Consider the following 22,256-nt stretch of genomic DNA (forward strand, 5'->3'; position numbering starts at 1 on the left):
AGTGCATCCGTCGGACGCCGCGCGCGACAGCTCTCGCAGGGCGGCATTCCGTCTGAACTCGCACTACTACTGAGGGTTGGTGCCATGTCAGCTCACGACGACACCGTCCGCCCCCTGTCGGGCGCGCAGGAAGGCATCTGGTTCGCCCAGAGGCTCGACCCCGCGAACGCGGCCTACAACACCGGTGAGTACGTGGAGATTCATGGCTCCGTCGACACCGAACTCTTCGAAACCGCGCTGCGGTGGACGATCGCCGAGGCCGAGACGTTCGGGCTGCGCTTCCTCGACACCACCGAGGGTCCCCGCGTCCGCCACGCGGCCGTGGGCGACTGGCCGCTGCACCGTGTCGACGTCAGCGGCGAGCCGGATCCGCGCGCGGCCGCCGAGGCATGGATGCGCGCCGACCTCGCCACGCCCGTCGAGCTCACCGAAGGCCCGCTCTTCACCGAGGCGCTGTTCACGGCCGCCCCCGACCGGTTCTTCTGGTACCAGAGGGCGCACCACATCCTCCTGGACGGCTACGGCTACTCCCTCGTCGTCCGTCGGGTGGCCGAGGTGTACACCGCGCTGGCCGCCGGGAGGCAACCGGAGCGCGGATTCGCGCCCTTGGCCCGGCTGCTCGACGAGGAGCACGGCTACGGTGCCTCCGGGAACCTCGCACGCGACCGGGACTTCTGGGCGGAGCGCTGTGCCGATGCCCCCGAAGCCGTGGGCCTCACCGACGCGACTGCCCCGCCCTCGCCCACGGCCCTGCGCCGCGCCACCGCACTGACCGCCGACGCGGCCGAGCGCCTTTCGGCGGCCGCCACCCGTCTGGGCGTCACCCGGGGCGACCTGCTCCTCGCGGCGGCCGCCGGCTATGTCCACCGGGTCACCGGCAGCGCCGACGTCGTCCTGGGCCTGCCCGCCATGAACCGTTTCGGCTCCGCCGCCCTGCGCACCCCGGGCGTCGTCTCCAACATCCTGCCGCTGCACCTGACCCTGGACGCCGGCACCACCCTCGCCACCCTCGTGCGGACGACCGCCGCCGAGGTCCGCACGGTGCGCAGGTACGCGCGCTACCGTGGCGAGGACCTGCGCCGCGACCTCAAGCTCCTGGGCCGTGGCCGGCGGCTGTACGGGCCGGTCGTCAATCTGATGCCCTTCGACAACGAGCCGCGCTTCGCCGGCCACCCGGCCACCTTCCACCATCTGTCGGGCGGTCCGGTCGAGGATCTGTCCCTCACCGTGCGACCCGCATCCGGCGGCAGCGGCCTGCATCTCGCGTTCGCCGCCAACCCCGCGCTCTACAGCGAGGAGCAGCTCGCCGATCACCACGCACGGTTCCTGCTGCTGCTGGACCAGTTCGCGGGAGCCGACGCGGAGCTGACCCTCGCCGGTACGAGCCTGCTGCGCTCCGGCGAGGAACCCTCGTACGCCCCTGCCGTCAGCACCCCGCCCGCGCCGGACGCCACCCTGCCGGCCCGCTTCGAGGCACAGGCCGCCCGCAGCCCCGGCGCCACCGCCGTCACCTTCGAGGACACCGCGCTGAGCTACGCGCAGCTCAATGCCCGCGCCAACCGGCTGGCCCGCCTCCTCGTCGAGCGCGGGGCCGGGCCGGGCGGCATCGTGGCCCTGGCCCTGCCCCGGTCGGCCGAACTGATCACCGCGCTGCTCGCCGTACTCAAGTCGGGCGCCGCCTACCTGCCGCTCGACCCCGGCTACCCGGCGGAGCGCCTCCGGACGATCGCCGACGACGCGGCGCCCACCCTGCTCGTCACCGACACACCGACCGCGCCCGGCCTGCCCGGGACGGGCGTTGCCACCGTGCTGCTCGGCGACCCCGCCCTGGAGACGGCCCTCGCCGGCCTCCCCGCCGGCGACCTCACCGACGCCGAGCGCACCGCGCCGCTCACCCCGGGCGACACCGCGTACATCATCCACACCTCGGGTTCCACGGGCCGCCCCAAGGGCGTGGTCGTCCCGCACTCCAACGTCGTCCGGCTCTTCGAGACCTCCGCCGCACACTTCGACTTCGGCCCCGAGGACGTGTGGACCCTCTTCCATTCCTACGCCTTCGACTTCTCCGTCTGGGAGATCTGGGGACCCCTGCTGCACGGCGGCCGGCTCGTCGTCGTCCCCAAGGAGGTCACCCGCTCGCCGGCCGACTTCCTCCAGCTGCTGCGGGACGAGCGCGTCACCGTCCTCAACCAGACGCCCTCCGCCTTCCAGCAGCTGGCCCGGGCGGACGGTGAGTGCCACCGGCGCGGGGCGGCCCACCCGCCGCTCGGCCTGCGGTACGTCGTGTTCGGCGGCGAGGCGCTGGAGCCGGCGCAGCTGCGCGGCTGGGTCGAGCGGTACGGCGACGAGGCGCCGGTGCTGGTCAACATGTACGGCATCACCGAGACGACCGTGCACGTCACCCACCACCGCGTGACCTGCTCCCTCGTCGAGCAGGAGCGGGCGCCCGGCCTCATCGGCTCGGCACTCCCTGACCTGCGGGTGTACGTCCTCGACCACTGCGGGCAGCCGGTACCGCCCGGCTGGGTGGGCGAGATGTACGTGGCGGGCCCCGGCGTGGCCCGGGGGTACCTCGGGCGGCCGGGGCTGACCGCGGAACGGTTCCTGGACGACCCGTTCGGCGCGCCGGGCGAGCGGATGTACCGCACCGGCGACCTGGCCCGCCGGCTGCCGGACGGCACGCTGGAGTACGCCGGCCGGGCCGACCAGCAGGTGAAGATCCGCGGCTTCCGCATCGAGCCCGGGGAGATCGAGGCGGTCCTGGTGGACCACCCGGACGTGGCGCAGGCCGCCGTGGTGGCCCGCGACGGTGCCGACGGTGACCGTACCCTCGTCGCCTACGCCGTGCCCGAGACCGGCCGCGCTCCCCAACCGCCGGAGCTGCGCGGCCACCTGGCGGCCCGGCTCCCCGCGCACATGGTGCCGAGCGCGTGTGTGCTGCTGCCGGCCCTGCCGCTGACCTACAACGGCAAGCTGGACGTCAAGGCGCTGCCCGCGCCCGACTTCGCCGCCGTCGCGAGCGGCCGGGGCGCCGCCACCGCGGCCGAGGAACGGCTCTGCCGGCTCTTCGAGGAGGTGCTGCGGCTGTCCGAGGGGACGGTCGGCGTCGACGACGACTTCTTCGATCTCGGCGGACATTCGCTGCTGGCCACCCGGCTGCTGACGCGGATACGGGCGGACCTCGGCGTGGAGATCACCATGACGGCGGTCTTCGACGCGCCGCGACCCGGCGCCCTCGCCGGGATCGTCGCCACGCTGTCCGACGGCACGGGTGCCGACGGCGCGGAGCGGCCGCCGCTGCTGCCGGCCGCGCGGCCGGAGCACCTGCCGCTCTCGCCCGCGCAGGCCCGCATCTGGTTCCTCAACCGGCTGGAGGGAACCGGCCCGACCTACCACATCCCGTGCGTCCTCACCCTCGACACCGCCCTCGACGTGGACGCGCTGCGTGCCGCCCTCGCCGATGTCTGCGCGCGTCATGAGGCGCTGCGCACCCTCTTCCCGGATGCCGAGGGCGACCCCCGGCAGCTCGTTCTCGGCCCCGACGACCCGCGCACCCGGCCCGTACCCGAGATCGCGGACGTGCCGGCCGGCGAGCTGGACTCCCGGGTGCGGGCGGCGGCCCGCGCCGGATTCGACCTCGGCACCGAACTGCCGCTGCGCTGCCACCTGTTCCGCGTCGACGACGGCCGCACCGTGCTGCTGCTGGTGCTGCACCACATCGCGGCCGACGGCTGGTCGCTGGTGCCGCTGGCCGAGGACCTGGCGGCGGCGTACACGGCGCGGGTGGCGGGTCGCGCCCCCGGCCGGCCGCCGCTGCCCGTGCAGTACGCCGACTACACCCTCTGGCAGCGCGCACTGCTCGGCGAGCCCGCCGACACCCACAGCCGCGCCGGCCGGCAACTCGCCTCCTGGGAACGGACCCTGGAGTCGCTGCCCGACCGGCTCGACCTGCCGTACGACCGGCTCCGGGAGCGCACCCACCGGTACACGGGCGACGCGGTGCCGCTGGACTTCGACGCCGAGGTGCACCGCGCGCTGACCGAGCTCGCCGCCGCACACCGGGCCACGGTCTTCATGACGCTGCACGCCGCGCTCGCCGCCACCCTCACGCTGTCCGGAGCGGGCACCGACATCCCGCTGGGCACGGCCGTCGCCGGCCGGGACGACACCGCCCTGGACCACCTCGTCGGCTTCTTCAGCAACACCCTGGTACTGCGCACCGACACCTCCGGCGATCCGTCCTTCACCGCGCTGCTGGACCGGGTGCGGGACACCGGCCTCGCCGCGCACGACCGGCAGGACGTGCCCTTCGACTGGCTCGTCGACCGGCTCAACCCGCCCCGCGTGGTGGGCCGTCACCCCCTGTTCCAGGTCATGCTGGTGCTACAGAACGCGGGGCAGGCACGGCTGGACATGGCGGGGGCCACGGCGCGGCTGGAGCCCATGGACGTCGGGGTCTCCCGGTTCGACCTCACGCTGTCGCTCACCGAGCGGTACGGCCCGGCGGGCGAGGCCGCCGGAATGACGGGTTCCGTGGAGTTCGGCACCGAGTTGTTCGCACGGGCCACGGTCGACGCCCTGGTCGAGCGGCTGCGCCGGGTCCTGGTGAGCGCGGCCGCCGACCCCGCCCGCGCACTGTCCCGGCTGCTGCCGGCCGGGGACGCCGCACGCGCCCTCGACGGAAGCCTGGCCGCCTGCGAGCGGGCGCTGCTGGCGCAGGACGGCGTGCACGAATGCCTGGTCTCGGTGCGCACCGCACGCACCGGCATACCCGGGCCGGTCGCCCATGTGGTGCCGGACGCCCCCGTCGACCCGGCCCGGCTCGCCGTCGCCGGACGGGCCCAACTCCCGCCGGAATCACCGCCGTTGCGCATCGTCCTCGTCTCGGCGCTGCCGCGTACCGCCGAGGGGGCGGTGGACGCCGAAGCGCTGTCCGCCCTGCCGGTCCTGGACGCCGGGCCGGCCACCGCCTGGGAGAAGCGGCTGCGCGCGGAGCCCGGGGTGACCGGCGCGGCGGTCGCCGTACGCCCCGTCGAACCCGCCGCCCCCGGCCGCCTCCACATCGGCGGCCTCGGCACCGCATCCGGCGCACCGGACGAGAGCGCCGTCCGGTCGGAGGCGGTCGGGGAGCCGGAGACGGCGGGGGAGTCCCGGCCCTCGCTGAGTGAGGGGCCGCCCCTCACCGGATCCGCCTTCCGCACGCTGGGGGAGGCGCTGCGCGCCGCCGCGGAGTCCGGTGGCGAGCTGGTGCACATCCGCCCCGACGGAGACGAGGAGCGGCAGCCCTACGCCGATCTCGCCGAGGACGCCTCCCGGGTGCTGCACGGACTGCGCGCGGCCGGGGCCCGGCCCGGTGACGCCGTGCTCCTCCAGCTGCCGGACACCCGGCAGTTCGTGACCGGCTTCTGGGCCTGTGTGCTCGGCGGTCTGTCGGCCGTGCCGCTCGCCGCCCCGCCCGGCGGCTACGAGCGGGAGAGCACCCAGCTCACCCGCCTGACGGACGCCTGGACGGCGCTGGAGCAGCCATGGGTGCTGGCGCCGGCCACCGCCCGGGACGGCATCGCGGCCGCGCTCGGCCGGCACGGTGACGAGCCGACCGGGGTTGCCGCCATCGACGCGCTCCTCAGCAGCCCGCAGGACCACGACTGGCACCCGGCCACCCCCGACGACCTGGTGCTGCTTCTGCTCACCTCCGGCAGCACGGGCCGGCCCAAGGCCGTCGAACTGCGCCACCGCAATGTGCTCGCGCACATCGCCTCGGCCGTGCAGCAGCACGGGCTGACCGCCGCCGACCCCTCCTTCAACTGGATGCCGCTGGATCACGTCGGCGGGGTGGTGATGTTCCATCTGCGGGACGTGGTGCTCGGGGCCCGCCAGGTGCTCGCCCCCACCACCTGGGTGCTGGAGGACCCGCTGCGCTGGCTCGACGCCATCGACCGGCACCGTGCCGCCAGCACCTGGGCACCCAACTTCGCCTACGGGCTGGTCGCCGACCGGCTCGCCGCCGAGCCGGAGCCGGACTGGGACCTGTCCTGCCTGCGGCTGGCCATCAACGGCGGGGAGGCCGTCGTGGCCCGCACGGCCCGCCGCTTCCTGGCCGCGCTCCAGCCGTTCGGGCTGCCGGACGACGCCATGCACGCGGTGTGGGGCATGTCCGAGACCAGTTCGGGCGAGACCGACGGCGTACTGACCCTGGGCAACAGCAGCGACGACGACCCCCACGTCAGCTGTGGCCGCCCGCACCCCGGCTTCGCCGTCCGGGTCGTGGACGAGGACGGGAATCTGCTCCCCGAGGGCCGGGTGGGCCGGATGCAGGTGCGCGGCGCGGTCGTGACCGACGGCTACCACCGGGCGCCGCACCACAACGCCGAGGCGTTCCGGGCCGGCGGCTGGTTCGACACCGGTGACCTCGCCTTTCTGCGGCACGGTGCGGTCACGCTCACCGGCCGGGCGAAAGACGTCATCATCGTCAACGGCGTCAACCACTCCAGCCAGGAGATCGAGGCGACGGTCGAGGAAATCACCGGTGTGGAGCGGTCGTTCACCGCTGCCGTCGCGGTACGGACCTCGGCCGCCGCCACCACCGATGAGCTCGCCGTCTTCTGTGTGCTGTCCCCCGAGGCGGACACCCGGAGCGCCGTGACCGCGCTCACCGGCAGGGTGGCGCGTGAGTTCGGTGTCACCCCCGCGGTCGTCCTGCCGGTGACGGCACGGGACGTCCCCAAGACGGAGATCGGCAAGATCCAGCGCACGCTGCTGCGCCGGCGGTTCGAGGACGGTGAGTACGCCGACGTGCTGCGCCGCACGGATCTGCTGCTCGGCAACGAGCGCACCGTGCCGGACTGGTTCCACCGGCCCGTCTGGCGGCGCGCCGAGCGCTTCCACGCGGCCGACCCGCGCAGCACCGCGGAGCACACCCTGATCCTGACCGGCCCGCGGCGCGCGCCGGCCGACCGGCTGGCCGCGCGGATCACCGCCGCCGGCGGGACGAGCAGCGTCGTCGTCCCGGAGCAGTCCGCGTCATGGACCGAAGCGGAGGCATGGACGGACCTGCTGGGTTCGGTGGGCGCGCCGGTCACCCGCGTCGTCGACCTCACCGAGGCCGAACCGCGGACGGTCTCGCTCGACCCGGCCGGGGCCGGTGCGGCGGCCCGCCGACTCGCCGCCCTGATCACCGCGCTCGCCGCCGACGAACGGCCCGTCACCCTCGATGTGGTCGCCACCGGCAGCTGTGCGGCCCTGCCGGGCGAGGAGGTGCTGCCGGAGCGCGCCGCGGCGGTGGCCGTGCTCAAGAGCGCGGTGCAGGAACTGCCCTGGCTCACCGGCCGGTGGACCGACGTGCGGGACGCCGCCCTCTTCGACCACGGCCCGGACGAGACCGCGGCGGCGCTCCACGACGAGATCTCCGCCCCGGGCGGCGAAGTACTGGTCGCCCTGCGCGACGGCGCCCGCCTCATCAGCCGTCTCGCCCCGCTGCCCGCACCGGAGGCCGGCACCGACGCCGCGCCCGTCTTCCGCGAGGGCGGTCACTATCTGCTGACGGGTGGCCTGGGCGGGGTCGGCACGGAGCTGGCCCGCACGCTGCTGACCCGCCACCGCGTCCGGCTCACCCTCACCGGCCGCACCCCGCTCGCGGACGCCCCGGAGAAGGCCGCCGCCTTCGACGCGCTGGCGGCGCTCGGCGACGTGCGGTACCTGACCGCTGATGTCACCGACCCCGAGGCGGTGCGCCGCCTCCTCGCCGACGCGGAGGCCGACCGCGGCCCGGTCGACGGGGTGCTGCACCTGGCCGCACACTTCGCCGAACGCCCGCTGGCCGAGGCCGACGCGGCGCACTGGCAAGCCGTGCTGGCCGCCAAGGCAGCCGGAGCGGCGGTCCTCACCGACGCGCTGCGCGACCGGCCGGGCACGCTCTTCGTCTCCTTCTCCTCCGTCAACGGCTTCTTCGGCGGCAGCATGGCCGCCGCCTACGCGGCCGCCAACGCCTACCTCGACGCCCTCACCGCACACCAGCGCGCCCTGGGGCTGCGCGCCCACAGCGTCGCCTGGAGCATGTGGGACGAGCTCGGCGCCAGCGAGGGCTACGCCCTCAAGGAGCTGACCCGGGCCCGAGGTTTCCGGCTGATCAGCCGGCCCGAGGGGGTGCGCTCGCTGGCCGTCGCTTTGCACACCCCGGGTCATGTCCTGGTCGGCCTCGACCCGGCGGCTCCCTGGGTCCGCAGCCGGACCGACGCGCCCGCCGTACCGCTTCAGGAACTCGTCGGCCATGTCACCGGCACTGCCCCGCAGTCCGCCGCGGACCTCAGGGAGACGGACGCGTTCGGCACCCCCGTGCCGTGCCGGGTACAGCACGTCGACGAGCTGCCGGGCGCGGACGGCCCGGCGGCCCCGTCCGACGGCGCCGAGGGCGACGAGCCGGCCACCCCGCTGGAGAAGGCGCTCGCCGCGGTGTGGTGCGACGTCCTGGGGACCGACCGCGTCGGCCGGCACGACAACTTCTTCGCGCTCGGCGGGCATTCGCTGCTCGCCACCCGGCTGGTCGGCAGGATCCGCACGGCCGTGGGGCGGGAGTTCACCGTCGCCGAGCTGTTCGCCCGGCCCAGCATCGCCGAACTCGCCGAGGCCGGCGCCCCGGAGCCGGGCCACCCTCCGCTGACCCGCCGGGCCCGGCCCGAGCCGCTGCCGCTCTCGCTCGCCCAGACCCGTCTGTGGTTCATCGACCGGCTGGAAGGCCCCGGCCCCACCTACAACATCCCGGTCGTCGCGCGCTTCCCGAACCGGCTCGACGGCCGGGTGCTGCGGCAGGCCCTGACCGATGTCGTGGCCCGCCACGAGGCGCTGCGCACCCTGTTCCCGGAACGCGCCGGCACGCCCGCCCAGCGGGTGCTGAACGCCGACGAGGCCGAGCCGGACCTGTTCGTGGCCGAGATACCTCAGCGGCTGCTCGACGAGCACCTCCGCTCGGCGGCCCGGCTGGGCTTCACGCTGGAGACCGATCCACCGCTGCGCGCCCACCTGTTCCACCTGCCGGACGACACCAGCGTGCTGCTGCTGGTGCTGCATCACATCGCGTCCGACGGCGGGTCCCTGGCCCCACTGGCCACGGATCTCTCCACCGCCTACGCGGCCCGCGCCGAGGGGCGCCCCCCGGAGTGGGCCGAACTGCCCGTCCAGTACGCCGACTACGCGCTGTGGCAGCGCGAGCTCCTGGGCGACGCGGACGACCCCGGGAGCCGGGCGGCCGGGCAACTCGCCTACTGGGAAGGGCGGCTCGCCGGCCTGCCGGACGAACTGTCCCTACCCTACGACCGGCCCCGTCCCACGACGCCGAGCCGTCAGGGGCGGCTGGTCCACCGCACCTGCGACGCGGAGCTGCACCGCCGGCTGGCCGAGCTGGCCCAGCGCCACCACGCCACGCTGTTCATGGTCGTCCAAGCCGCACTGGCCGCCGCACTGACCCGCTCCGGGGCCGGCGAGGACATACCGCTCGGCACCGTCATGGCCGGCCGGCCGGTTCCCGAGCTGGACCCCCTGGTCGGATTCTTCGTCAACACCCTCGTGCTGCGCACCGACACCTCCGGCGATCCGGCCTTCACCGAGCTGCTGCACCGGGTGCGGGAGGCCACCTCGGCCGCCCACGCCCATCAGGACCTGCCGTTCGAGCAGCTCGTCGAGCGGATCAACCCGCCCCGGCACCTGGCCCGGCACCCCCTCTTCCAGGTGTCCCTGGGGCTGCACGACGCCGCGTCCACCGACGTCGAGCTGGGCGGCACGGTCTCCGAGTGGGAGCGGATGCATGTGGACGTGGCCAAGTTCGACCTCGCGTTCAACGTCTCCGAGCGCCGGGCGGCGGACGGCTCCCCCGACGGCCTGGAACTCGCCGTGGAGTACAGCACCGACCTCTTCGACACCGGCACCGCCGAGCGGCTCGCCGAGTCGGTCCACCGGGTGCTGGACGCGGCGGCCCAGGACCCCGCACGCCGGCTGTCGGCGCTCGACGGCGGCCCCGGCGGTCCGGCGGCCGCGAGCCACGACGCCTCGGACGCCGCCGACGTCACCGCCGTGCCCGCGGCCGTCCTCGCCGTGCCGGGCGTGCGCGAGTGCGTCGTGACCCGGCGTGATGACGCGGCGGGGCTGCCCCGTCTGGTCGTCCACGCGGTGCCGGAACGCCCCCTGGAGGCTGCCCGGGTGGCCGAGGTCGCACAACGTGCGCTGCCCGACCGGCAGTTGCCGCTGCACGTGGTGCTGGTCTCCGCGCTGCCGCGCACCGCGGACGGCGCGGTGGACACCGAGCTGCTCGGCGCCCTGCCCGTGCTCGACGACGGGGTGCGGGCCGCCTGGCGCGACCACCTGCTCGACGACCCGTCCGTCGGCACGGCCACGGTGACCGCCGAACCGGCCCCGGCCCCGCGGCCCGCCCTCGTGCGCACCGCCGTCACCGCTCCGGCCGCCCCCACGGCGCGCGAGACGGATCTGCCGCCGGCCACCGAGCGGACCGTGCCCCACTGGTTCCACCGCCCTGACTGGCAGCCCGCCCAGGCGCCGCCGGCCGCCACGGACTGGTGCAGTGCGCGGGTGGTCGTGCTGGCGGGGGGACGGCGGACACTGGCCGACGCCCTGGCCCGGCTGGTCGACGCGCACGGTGGCCACAGCACCGTCGTCGACGCGGAGCCCGCCGGGTCGCTCCCGCATCCGGACGCACCCGCCCATGTCGTCGATCTGACCGCGCTCGCCGCGTATGACGACGCCACCGGCAGCGAGCCTCCGGCGCCCGGACGGCTGATCGCCCTCGCCGGGTTGCTCGGCGCCCTGGCCACCCCCGGCGGCCGGTGCGCCGCCCTCACCGTCGTCGGCACCACGGGCCCGGAGAGCGCCGCCGCGGCAGCGCTGCTCAAGAGCGCGCTCCAGGAGACTCCGGACCTCACCGGCCGCTTCGTCGAGGTGCACGGCGACCCGGCCGGCGCCGAAGAGGCCCTGGCCGAGCGGCTCCACACCGAACTGCTCGCCCCCTGCGCCGAGCCGCACGTGGCCCTCACCGAGGCGGGACACCGCCTCGTCCTGCGGCTCACCGAGCTCCCCGCGCAGCCCGCTCCCGACGGGTCGGCGGAGATCCCGGACGGTCACCATCTGATCACCGGCGGCCTCGGCGGGATCGGTGTCGAGCTCGCCCGCCACCTCCTCACCCGGCACGGCGTCCGGCTCACGCTGGTGGGCCGCTCCCGGGCCGGGGACCACCCCCGTGCCGAGGCCCTGCGCGCCCTGGAGGCCCTGGGCGATGTGCGGTACGTGGCGGCCGACATCGGCGACGCGGACGAGGTGAGCCGCCTGCTGTGGGAGTCCGGGGAGCCGGACGCGGTGTGGCATCTGGCCGGGGAGAGCGCCGAGTTCCCCGCCGCCGAGGCGGCACCGGAGCGCTGGCGGAGCGTCTGGCACGCCAAGGTGACCGGCGCCCATCACCTGACGCACGCGCTGCGGCACCGGCAGGGCCTGCCGTTCGTCTCCTTCTCCTCCGTCAACGGTTTCTTCGGCGGCGCCGCGATGGGCGCCTACGCGGCGGCCAACGCCGCGCTGGACACACTGGCCGTACGGCAGCGCGCGCTGGGCCTGCGCGGCGTCAGCCTGGCGTGGAGCATGTGGCAGGAGACGGGCATGAGCCGCGGCTTCGCCCTGCGGGAGCTGACCGAGGCCCGCGGCTACCGCGTACTGCCGTCCGGGGACGCCCTCGCCTCCCTCGGCCCGGCGCTCGGCCACGATCTGCCGTCCGTACTCATCGGGCTGGATTCCACCGCCCCGTGGGTGCGTGCCCACACGACGGGATTGGCGCTGCCCCTGGAACGGCTCACCGCCACGGTGACCGTCACCGGCGGCGCGACCGCCCCGGACGGCGCACCGGCCGGCACCACCCTGCCGGACGCCTTCGGCACACCGGTGCCGTGTGTGGTCACCACCGTCTCGCCCGAGGAGCACGCCGCACCGGCGGCCTCCTCGGTGACCACTGGAGCGGAAGCCCGGCTGACGAAGGATCTGACCGCGATCTGGGCCGAGGTGCTGGAGCGCCCGGACGCCGGCCCGGACGACAGCTTCTTCGACCTCGGCGGCCACTCGATCCTGCTGGTCACCGTCCGTTCCGTGGCCCGGCAGCGGCTCGGGATCGACCTCCAGCTCGCGGACCTGTTCACCCACCCGACGCCGGCCGCCATGGCCCGTCACCTCAGCAGGGGAGCCGGCCCGGCGCCCGACTCCGCCGCGGGTGCCGAGCGGGCCCGCCGCCAGCGGCAGGCCCGTGCGCGCAGCCGGGCCGCCGCCCGAAAGGACCGACACAATGGATGAGTACCAGGACGACAGCGACGACCTCGGCATCGCCGTGGTCGGCATGACCGGGCGGTGGGCGGACGCCGCGGACATCGGCCAGTTCTGGCAGAACCTGCTGGACGGGCACGAGTCGGCCAAGCCCATTCCCGCCACGGACATGCTGGCCGCCGGCGGTACCGCCGCGGACCTCGACGATCCGAGCCTGGTCAAGATGGCCTCCACTATCGACGGTATCGACCGCTTCGACGGGGAGTTCTTCGGCTACTCCCCGGCGGAGTCCCAGCTGCTCGATCCGCAGCAGCGGCTCTTCCTGGAGGTCTGCCACCACGCGCTGGAGCACGCGGGATACGACCCGGCGCGCTCCGGCGGCCAGATCGGGGTGTACGCGGGCACGAGCCAGAGCGAGTACTACCTGAGCCACATCCACCCCCGGTACGCGGGCGAGCCGGGCTCGCTGCACCTGCTGGCCGCCAAGTCGGCCAACCTGCCGGACTCGTTCGCCACCCGCGTCTCGTACGAGCTGGATCTGACCGGGCCCAGCCTGTCGGTGCAGACGGCCTGCTCCAGTTCGCTGGTCGCCGTGCACCTCGCCTGCCAGGACCTGCTCAACTACCGCTGTGACACGGCGCTTGCGGGCGGCTCGGCGCTCAATCCGTCGGCCGCGCGGGGCTACCGGTACGTGGAGCAGGGGGTGCTGTCGCCCGACGGCCGCACCCGGGCCTTCGCCGCGGAGGCGCGCGGCACCATCCGCGGCGACGGTGTGGCCGCGGTCGTGCTGCGCCGGCTGGAGGACGCGCTGGAGGACGGCGACCGCATCTGGGGCGTGATCAAGGGGTCGGCGATCAACAACGACGGCCGGCGCAAGCCGGGTTTCACCGCCCCGAGCCCGGAGGGACAGACCGAGGCCATCCTCGCCGCCCAGCTCGCGGCCGAGGTGCCGGCCGACAGCATCAGCTATGTCGAGGCGCACGGCACCGGCACCCCGGTCGGCGACCCGATCGAGGTCGCCGCCCTGACCCGGGCCTTCCGGGAGAGCACGGACCGCACGGGGTTCTGTCTGCTGGGGTCGGTGAAGTCCAACGTCGGGCACACGGACGCGGCGGCCGGTGTCACCGGCCTGATCAAGGTGCTGCTCGCCATGGAGCACGGTGTGGTTCCCGCGACCGTGGGGTTCACCCGGCCCAACCCGGCCATCGACTTCGCCGCCACCCCCTTCCGGGTGAGCGGCGCGGCGATGCCGTGGCGGTCGTCGGACGGTTCCCCGCTGCGGGCGGGCGTGAGCTCCTTCGGCGTGGGCGGTACCAACGCGCATCTGATCGTCGAGGAGCCGCCCCGGCCCGAGCCGGCCGACGCAACGCAGGATGCCGTGCCCAGCGATCACGAGCTGCTGCGCGTATCCGCCCGCACCCCATCCCAACTCGACGCCATCTGCGTGCAGTTGGCCGATCACCTCGATACCCACCCGGCACTGCCGCTCGGGGACGTCGCGCACACCCTCGACACCGGCCGCCGGGTGTTCGCCCACCGCCGGGCGGTGGCCGGCCGCACCGCCGAGGACGCGGCCCGGCAGCTGCGGGAGGCGACCGGCACCCCCGCCGCGGCGGCCCGCGACGCGCATCAGCCGGTGTTCCTGCTGCCCGGCGGCGGCGCCCAATACCCGGAGATGGGCGCCGAGCTCTACCGGACCCGGCCCGTCTTCCGCGCCGAGATGGACCGTGCCGCGGACGCGCTGCGCCCGGTCCTCGGCCATCCGCTGACCGAGGCGCTCTATGGCGGGCTGCGGCCGCCCGAGCCGGCGGAGTTCGCCTCGCTGGTGGCCGTCGAGTGCGCGGTGGTGCGGCTGCTGGCCTCCCACGGGGTCACGCCGGCCGCGCTGCTGGGCCACTCGCTCGGCGAGTACACCGCCGCGTACCTGGCGGGCGTGATGTCGTTCGACGACATGCTGCGCCTGGTGCACCGGCGGGAGCAGCTGGCCCGGCGGGCCGGCGGGGCGACGCTCGGGGTGTGGCAGGCGGAAGCGGAACTGCTGCCGTACCTGGACGGCACCGGCGTGGATCTCGCCACCGTCAACTCCCGTACGTCATGCACGGTTTCCGGCCCCGAGGAGGCCATCGACGCACTGGAGCGGCGGCTGACGGCGGACGGTGTGGGGTGCTCCCGGATCCGGCTGAGCCTTGCCGCCCACTCGCGGCTGCTCGACCCGGTGCTGCCGGAATTCGCGGCGGCGGTCGCCCGGGTGAGCCTGCACCCGCCCCGCATCCCCTACCTCTCCAATGTCACCGGCACGTGGATCACGGCGGAGCAGGCCACCGACCCCGGGTACTGGGTCACGCACATGCGGCACACGGCCCGGTTCGCGGACGGGCTGAGCGAGCTGGCCCGCGCCGGCCACCGCACCTTCGCCGAGGCCGGCCCCGGCCACGGCCTGACCCGGCACGCGCGGGCCGAGCTGGGGGAGCGGGCGACCGTCGTCCCGATGATGCGGCACGCCCGTGCCACCCGCTCGGAAGTCGGCACCCTGCTGGACGGGATCGGACAGTTGTGGGCGGCCGGCGTGCCCGTCACGACGCAGCAGCCGGCCGGCCGGCGCCGGGTTCCGCTGCCGGGGTACCCCTTCGAGCGGACCCGGCACTGGATCGAGCGGGCGGTGGGCCGGACCACCCGACCGGTCACGGACGCCCCGGAGGCCGCCGCATCCCCGCTCGGCCCCGACGGGGAGACCGCCTCGGCGCAGCCCTCCGCGGCCGCACCGCGCGCCCGGCGCCCCGCCCTGGACACCCCGTACGAGCCACCCCGCACCGACCTCGAACGGGACATCCTCCACCACTGGCAGCACGTGCTGGGCATCGGGGACATCGGCGTCCACGACAACTTCTTCGACCTGCGGGGCGATTCACTGCTGGCGCTCCAGCTGGTCAGTCGCATCGGCGCCGCACGGGGCACCCCCGTGGGCGTCGCCCTCCTCGTCGAGCACCCCACGATCGCCGGACTGGCCGAGCACCTCGACAGCGGCGCACCCTCGAACGCACTCGACGTCGTGGTGCCGCTGCGCCCGGCCCCGAGCGGGGAACAGGGCGGCATCCCGCTGTTCTGCATCCACCCCGCGGGCGGCATCGCCTGGCCCTACGCCAAGCTTCTCCCGGGCATCGGCGCACGCTTCCCGGTCTACGGCATCCAGAGCCGGGGGCTCACCGAGCCGGACGCCATGCCGGGGACGGTCGGGGAGATGGCCGACGACTACGTCCGGATGATCCGCACCGTCCAGCCGTCCGGGCCGTACGCACTGCTCGGCTGGTCGTTCGGCGGACTGGTCGCACACGCCGCGGCCGAGCGGCTGGAACGGGACGGGGAACAGGTCGGGCTGCTGGCCACGCTGGACGCCTTCCCGCTCGCCCCGGACGAGAGCGTCGAACTGCCCACCGCCGAGGAGGCCGACGCGTTCCTCCTGCGGGCACTGCTGGCCGACGCCGGCGTGACGGCCGGACCGGAGGAGCCCCCCGGGGACCGGGCTTCGGTGCTGCGCGCGCTGCGCGGCTCGGGCAGCGTGCTCTCCGGGCTCGACGAGGCGGCCGTGAGCCGGATAGCGGACGTCATGCTGCACAACGTCGGGCTGCTGTCCGGCCATGCGCCGGGTACGGTCGGGGGCGATCTGCTGTCCTTCACCGCCGTCGAGAGCCACGCCCCCGGGGAAGCGGCGCCCGCCACGCGGTGGAAGCCGTTCGTCCGGGGCACGGTGGAGGACCACGCCCTGCCCTGTGACCACAACGGTGTGCTCAGCGGCGAGGCACTCTCGACCGTGGCTGCCGAACTCGACGCCCGGCTGCGGGAGATGACCGAACCGGGCCTGACACCAGCGAAGGACGTCGATCCATGACCCCATCCCACTCGCCCGGCGCGCCCGTGTCCGCCATACGGCCGGACGGCGCCGTCGTCCGGCCGCGGCCGGTGGAGGCGCCGGCGATGCGGCTGTTCCTGCTCCACCACGCCGGGGGCTCCCACCTCGCCTACCGCGAGTGGGCCGGGCATCTCCCGGCCGACTGGGAGCTGTGCCTGATCGAGGCGCCGGGGCGCGGCCGGCTCCACCGGCTGCCGCCGCACCCGGACGTCGGCGGTCTGGTGCGGTGGGCGGCGGACGCCGTCGAGCCCTTGTCGGACCGGCCGTTCGGCATCTTCGGGCACAGTCTGGGCGCGATGGCCGCCTACGAGCTGACCCGCCTGCTCCAGGTGGAGGGGCGGGCCCTCCCGCGCTGGCTGGGCATCTCCGCGGTGCGGCCGCCGCACGCCGGCCCGGAGGCCGTCCAGCACCGCAGCCATCTGCCCGACGACGCGCTCAAGGAGGAGCTGGCGCGGATCGGCGGGACACCGCGCGAGGTGCTGGACGAGCCGTCGATGTGGGGGATGGCCGAGCCGCTGCTGCGGAACGACTTCGCGGCCGCCGAGCACTGGCAGCCGGACACCGGGCTGCCGCCGCTTCCGGTGCCGCTCTCGGTGTACGGCGGGGCGGGCGACCCGGCCGTGAGTGTGAAGTTGCTGGCCGGCTGGGAGCGGTGGACGACGCGCTGGCTCGGGCCGCGGCTCTTCCCCGGCGGCCACTTCTACTTCCAGAAGGCGGTGACGGAGGTGGTCCGGCAGATCGTCACGGACCTCGCGGACGCCCGTCCCGTGTAGCCGCCGACCGGTTGTCGGGCCCCGCCCCCCACAAGCACCGCTCCTACGTGGGGCGGGCCCGCACGGCTGCCCAGCTGAAGACCCCGGGGCCGACCGGATGCACCCGCACCTCCAGCGGCGGACAGCCGGGCACGCCGGCCGGCCGGGCGAGGAAGCCGCCCGGCACCCGCCGGACGGTGAGGTCGAGCAGGGAGGCGGGTGCGTCAGACGCGGGCAGCAGCACGGCACATGCCTTGAACGCCGCCTCCTTGGCCGAGAACGCCGCCAGTACGCGGTACGCGGCCCCCTCCGCGGAGGCGGCGCCGTCCATCACCCGGCGGCGTTCGTCCGGCCTCAGCACCAGACGGGCGGCTTCCGGTGGCAGACCACGCAGTTCCAGGTCGCAGCCGAGCGCGTGAGAGTGCTGCCGGGCGGCGACGACGGCCACCGCCAGGCCACCGGAGTGACTGATCGACCCGGGGTGGCCGTCAGGCAGCACCGGCCGGCGGCCGTCGCGCGGGATCTCCCCAACGGGCAGCCCGGCGGCGGCGAGTGCACGACGCGCGGCACACCGCCCGGCGAGGAAGTCGCGCCGGCGCACGGGCGGCATCGCGGCCGCGAGCCGGGCCTCCCCGGGCCCCGCCGGCCGGGCCGCGCTCTCCCCGGCGAGGGCGGTGCCCAGGGCGAGTCCGGACGCGGCGAGGAGCGGGCCGAGCGCGCGCAGCTGGCGCCCGGCCCGCGCCCGGTCCTCGGCGGACACGACGGTCATCTCCGGTGCCCTACTCCCGGAGCAGCTTCTTGAGCACTTTCCCGGCCCCGTTCCTCGGCACCCGGTCGATGAAGGTGATGCGCCGGGGCCGCTTGTAGGGGGCGAGCCGCTCGGCGGCGTACCGCATCAACTCCGCGGTGCCGACGCCTTCGTCGGCCACGACGAAGGCGAGCGGAACCTGGCCGTAGTCGTCGTCGGGGAGGCCGATGACGGCGGCGTCGTGCACCGCGGGGTGGGTGGTGAGGGCCCGTTCGATCTCGGTCGGGTAGACGTTCTGCCCGGCGCGGATGATCAGATCCTTGCTGCGGTCGACGAGGTGAATCCGGCCGCCGGGGTCGAGGAAGCCGAGGTCGCCGGTGCGGGTCCAGCCGTCGACCGTGATCTCGGCGGTGGCCGCCTCGTCGTCCCAGTAGCCGCGCATCACACCGGGCCCGCGGACACAGATCTCGCCGATGGCGCCCGGTTCCACCTCCCGGCCGTGCCGGTCGAGGGCGCGGACGGACATCCCGGGGATGACGCGTCCGCTCGGGAGCCGCTCGGCCATGCCCTCCGGTGCCGGGTGTTCCTCCGGCCCGAGGGTGACGAACGGGCCGCCGACCTCGGTCATGCCGTAGACCTGGCGGAAACCGCAGCCGAGCCGGCGGGCGGCCTCGGCGTAGACATCGACGGGCATCGGCGAGGCCCCGTAGAGGACCTCGCGCAGGGAGGACAGATCAGCGCGCTCGAAGCCCTTCGTACGGAGGAGGAAGCGCAGCATCTGCGGTACGAGCCAGATGTGGGTGGCCCGGTGGGCCTCGATCGCCGCGCACGCGCTCTGCGGCGTGAACCCCGGCAGCAACACCACGGTGGCGCCCGCGGCCATATAGGTCAGCGACACCACCATGCTGCCGTGGTAGAGCGGACAGCAGTTGACCAGCACCATCGCGTCGTCGGGCCGGGCCACGGCGAGCCAGCCGAGGGCGATGGCCCGGAACGAGGCGTGGTCGACGGTGACGCCCTTGGCCCGGCCGGTGGTCGCCGAGGTGTGCAGGATCGCCGCGAGCGCGTCGTCCGGGACGTCCGGCAGCGCTTCGGTGCCCGCGCACTCCGCGCCGAGGGCGGCGAACTCGGCGCCGTCCAGGGCGAGACGGAGGCGCACCGGCAGATCGGGGTGGCGGTCCAGCAGCGCCGCCTCACCGATCACCGCGACCGGACCGGTGCGCTCCACGATGCCCGTCACCTCGGCGGCGGTCAGGCTGTGGTTCAGGGGCACGAAGAGCGCCCCCAGGCGAGCCAGCGCGAAGTACGTCTCCAAGACCTCGATGCGGTCCAGCGAGAGCACCGCCACCCGGTCGCCGCGTCCGATGCCGCGCGCGGCCAGACCGTGCGCCAGGTCCACGGTCCGGTCCCGCAACCCGGCCCAGGTGACCGAGCGGTGCTCGTCCACCAGCGCCGTGCGCTGCGGGAAGCACTGCCCGTTGCGCTCCAGGAGCTGGGTGAGCCACATCACGAGCCGCCGGGGGAGGCGCCGCCGCGCTCGGCGACGAAGCGCTCGTAGTCGCCGAGGGTGGTCAGCCCCTCCATGTCCGCACCCGTGACCTCCACCCCGGTGTGCTGCTCGATGAGCAGGACCAGGCGCACCAGGTCTCCCGAGTCGATGCCGCTGGCACTGAGGTCGGTGTCCTCGCCGAGGGCGTCGGCGAACTCCCGAGTGCCGGTCAGCTCGACCAGCATCTCCCGTACGGTATGCATGCGTTGCCCTTCTTTGGCGGGTTCCTTGCCGTGAGAAGAGGCGTGGCGGCCGGCCGGCACTCCGTCCGGCCCACGTGGCCTTCGTCACCCACCGCCCAGGGATAGATGACCCGGGCTCCGCACTCCTGAGCAGGTGAAGCAGGTCTTCCCCCACCCCCGTCCATCCCCCCGGAACCTCGTCGCCGACGTGCTGGGCCATCGGACGGAAGGGCGGGGAAGACCCGTCACCACCGACGAAGGAGGCAGGGTGCACGGGACGGGTGAGGACGACCTCCATGCGCACTTCGAAGCGCTCCTGGCCGCCGGCCGGCAGATCGAGCCACGCGACTGGATGCCCGACGGCTACCGCCGCATGCTGCTGCGCCAGATCGCCCAGCACTCCCACTCCGAGATCATCGGCATGCAGCCGGAGGGCGCCTGGCTCACCCGCGCGCCCTCGCTGCACCGCAAGGCGAGCCTCCTGGCGAAGGTGCAGGACGAAGCCGGCCACGGGCTGTACCTCTACGCGGCCGCCGAGACGCTGGGCGCCGACCGGGCGGACCTCCTGGACGCCCTGCACCGCGGTCACCAGCGCTACGCGGCCACCTTCAACCACCCCGCCCTGACCTGGGCGGACACCGGAGCCATCGCATGGCTGACGGACGGCGCCGCGGTGGTCAACCAGGCCCCGCTGTGCCATACCTCCTACGGCCCGTACGCGCGGGCCATGCGACGGGTGTGCCAGGAGGAGGCGTTCCACGTCCGGCAGGGCTACGACGTGTTGTGGTCGCTGTGCCGAGGGACACCGGAGCAGAAGGAGATGGCCCAGGACGCGGTCAACCGCTGGTGGCTGCCGGCGGTGGCGCTGATGTTCGGCCCGCCCGACACCGTCGCGGGCGGAGCGGATGCCCGCACCGCCGCCATGGGCGCGGCCGTCAGCCGCCGCTCGATGGCCTGGGGCATCAAGCAGCACACCAACGACGAGCTGCGGCAGCGCTTCGTCGACAACTGTGTGCCGCAGGCCGAGCGGCTCGGGGTGACGCTGCCCGACCCGGCGATCCGCTGGAACGAGGAACGCGGCCACCACGACTTCAGCCCGGTCGACTGGCAGCAGTTCCGGGACGTGCTCGCCGACGATTCGGCCTGCGCCCGGCAACGGCTGGCCCATCGCGTGGCGGCGCACGAGAACGGCGCATGGGTGCGCGAGGCCGTCGACGCCTATGCGGCGTACTCCGCGGCCCACCGTGAAGAGGAGGAGACGTCATGAGCGAGCGGCCCGCACACCTGCGGACCCCGTGGGAGGTGTTCCTCCGGCCCCGGCGCGGACTGGCCCACCAGCACGTCGGATCGGTGCACGGCGCCGACGCCGACATGGCACTGGCCAATGCCCGGGACCTGTACACCCGCCGGGGCGAGCCGGTGTCCCTCTGGGTGGTGCGCTCCGACGCGGTGCGCGCCTCCTCGCCGGACGAGAAGGACCCGCTCTTCGCGGGCGCGTCCGGCAAGCCGTACCGCTACCCCGAGTACTACGTGCCGCTCAACGAGGGGGAGGACCATGACGGTTGACCTCGACGCGGATGTCGCCGCGTACGCGCTGCGGCTGGGGGACGACGCGCTGGTCCTGTGCCAGCGGCTGTGTGCCTGGGTGACGCACGCGCCGACCATCGAGGAGGACCTGGCGCTGTCCAACATCGCCCTGGACCTGCTCGGCCACGCCCGGGTCCTGCTCGCCCACAGCGGCCGGCTCGACGGCAGCGGGCGCAGCGACGACGACCTCGCCTACCGCAGACCCGAGCGGGCGTTCCGCAACGCACTCCTGCTGGAGCTGCCCAACGGCGACTTCGGGATGACCATCGCCCGGCAACTGGTGTACGCGGTCTACACCGGACTGCTCTACGCCGAGCTGACGCACTCCCACGACACGGAGCTGGCGGGATTCGCCGCACGGGCCGCCAAGGAGGTCGAGTACCACCGCCTGCACGCCGCCCGGTGGACGGTGCTGCTGGGCCGCGGCACGGCGGAGAGCCGCCGGCGCATACAGGCAGGTGTCGCGCTCGTCCGACCGTACGCAGCCGAGCTGTTCGAGCCGGACGAGCTGACGCGACGACTGGCGGCCAACGGGCTGGGCGTCGACCCGGCGCGGCTGCGGGAGCCGTGGGAGAAGGACATGGCGGCCGTCCTGACCGAGGCGGGTCTGGACCTGCCGTCCCCGTCCTGGCGGGCGACCGGCGGCCGGTCCGGGCTGCACACCGAGGCACTCGGTCCGTTGCTCGCCGAGTTCCGGTCGGTCTACCACCAGTACCCCGGGGGCACGTGGTGAGCGCGGCCCCGGTGTCGGACACCGAGGAGATCCGTGCACGGGTGGGCGCCGTGCCCGATCCCGAGCTGCCCATGGTCACCCTTGCCGATCTCGGGGTCGTCCGCGCGGTGGAGACGGCCACGGACGGCGCGGTGGAGGTCATCGTGACGCCGACGTACCTGGGCTGTCCGGCCATGCCGGCCATCGTGGCGGGCATCCAGGACGTGCTGGCCGAGTGCGGCCACCCCGGAGGACGGGTGCGGCAGGTGCTCTCGCCGGCCTGGACCACGGACTGGATCAGTGCCGAAGGCCGGCGCAAGCTCGCCGAGCACGGCATCGCGCCACCGGGCGCGTCCGGTGCGCCGCTTCCCGTCCGGCTGGGGCTGGGGGTGCCGTGCCCGTCCTGCGGTTCCCACGCGACCCGGCCGCAGAGCCCCTTCGGAGCCACCCGGTGCCAGTCCGTGCTGGTGTGCACGGCATGCCGGGAGAGCTTCGCCCATCTGAAGGCGGTGTGAGGCC

The 22,256-nt window shown here is 74.7% G+C and carries 10 protein-coding genes; 7 read left to right on the forward strand and 3 right to left on the reverse strand.

Translation table 11 applies throughout. The features are described 5' to 3' along the window. Positions 1-84 precede the first annotated feature (84 nt). Genes AC3EUV_RS04890 through AC3EUV_RS04900 form a run of 3 tightly spaced genes read left to right on the forward strand, consistent with a single transcriptional unit; the run spans position 85 to position 16,980 of the window. On the forward strand, positions 85-12,330 hold the full coding sequence (locus tag AC3EUV_RS04890) for an amino acid adenylation domain-containing protein (RefSeq protein WP_435602240.1): 12,246 nt from the start codon (positions 85-87) through the stop codon (positions 12,328-12,330). Beyond that, positions 12,323-16,186 carry a type I polyketide synthase gene (locus AC3EUV_RS04895; protein ID WP_435602241.1) on the forward strand — a complete coding sequence of 1,288 codons (3,864 nt, stop codon included), beginning with the start codon at positions 12,323-12,325 and terminating at the stop codon, positions 16,184-16,186. Before AC3EUV_RS04890 ends, AC3EUV_RS04895 begins: the two co-directional genes overlap by 8 nt. Continuing rightward, a complete protein-coding gene (locus AC3EUV_RS04900) occupies positions 16,183-16,980 on the forward strand; it encodes a thioesterase II family protein (RefSeq protein ID WP_435602242.1) in 798 nt (265 codons plus the stop codon). Before AC3EUV_RS04895 ends, AC3EUV_RS04900 begins: the two co-directional genes overlap by 4 nt. A 43-nt stretch (positions 16,981-17,023) precedes the next feature. On the opposite strand, the gene AC3EUV_RS04905 is transcribed toward AC3EUV_RS04900, so the two are convergent. Genes AC3EUV_RS04905 through AC3EUV_RS04915 form a run of 3 tightly spaced genes read right to left on the reverse strand, consistent with a single transcriptional unit; the run spans position 17,024 to position 19,459 of the window. Continuing rightward, the gene (locus AC3EUV_RS04905; protein ID WP_435602243.1) at positions 17,024-17,728 is read right to left on the reverse strand and encodes a 4'-phosphopantetheinyl transferase superfamily protein; all 705 of its coding nucleotides are present in this window, start codon (positions 17,726-17,728) and stop codon (positions 17,024-17,026) included. Positions 17,729-17,738: 10 nt separating this feature from the next. Next, positions 17,739-19,214: a class I adenylate-forming enzyme family protein gene (locus AC3EUV_RS04910; protein ID WP_435602244.1), complete on the reverse strand. Its 1,476-nt coding sequence runs from the start codon at positions 19,212-19,214 to the stop codon at positions 17,739-17,741. Then, the gene (locus AC3EUV_RS04915) at positions 19,214-19,459 is read right to left on the reverse strand and encodes an acyl carrier protein (RefSeq protein ID WP_432142202.1); all 246 of its coding nucleotides are present in this window, start codon (positions 19,457-19,459) and stop codon (positions 19,214-19,216) included. Before AC3EUV_RS04915 ends, AC3EUV_RS04910 begins: the two co-directional genes overlap by 1 nt. A 247-nt stretch (positions 19,460-19,706) precedes the next feature. Here AC3EUV_RS04915 and paaA point away from each other — a divergent pair, with 247 nt between their 5' ends. Genes paaA through paaD form a run of 4 tightly spaced genes read left to right on the forward strand, consistent with a single transcriptional unit; the run spans position 19,707 to position 22,252 of the window. After that, on the forward strand, positions 19,707-20,705 hold the full coding sequence (gene paaA / locus AC3EUV_RS04920; protein ID WP_432142203.1) for a 1,2-phenylacetyl-CoA epoxidase subunit PaaA: 999 nt from the start codon (positions 19,707-19,709) through the stop codon (positions 20,703-20,705). After that, positions 20,702-21,004 (forward strand): 1,2-phenylacetyl-CoA epoxidase subunit PaaB, encoded by a 303-nt coding sequence (gene paaB / locus AC3EUV_RS04925; RefSeq protein ID WP_432142204.1) that lies wholly within the window; start codon positions 20,702-20,704, stop codon positions 21,002-21,004. The genes paaA and paaB overlap by 4 nt, the downstream gene beginning before the upstream one ends. After that, a complete protein-coding gene (paaC, locus tag AC3EUV_RS04930; protein ID WP_432142205.1) occupies positions 20,994-21,758 on the forward strand; it encodes a 1,2-phenylacetyl-CoA epoxidase subunit PaaC in 765 nt (254 codons plus the stop codon). The genes paaB and paaC overlap by 11 nt, the downstream gene beginning before the upstream one ends. Further along, positions 21,752-22,252, forward strand: a complete 501-nt coding sequence (gene paaD, locus AC3EUV_RS04935; RefSeq protein ID WP_432142206.1) for a 1,2-phenylacetyl-CoA epoxidase subunit PaaD — start codon at positions 21,752-21,754, stop codon at positions 22,250-22,252. Before paaC ends, paaD begins: the two co-directional genes overlap by 7 nt. Positions 22,253-22,256: the final 4 nt, after the last annotated feature.

It is taken from the genome of Streptomyces sp. bgisy130 (genome assembly GCF_057708345.1).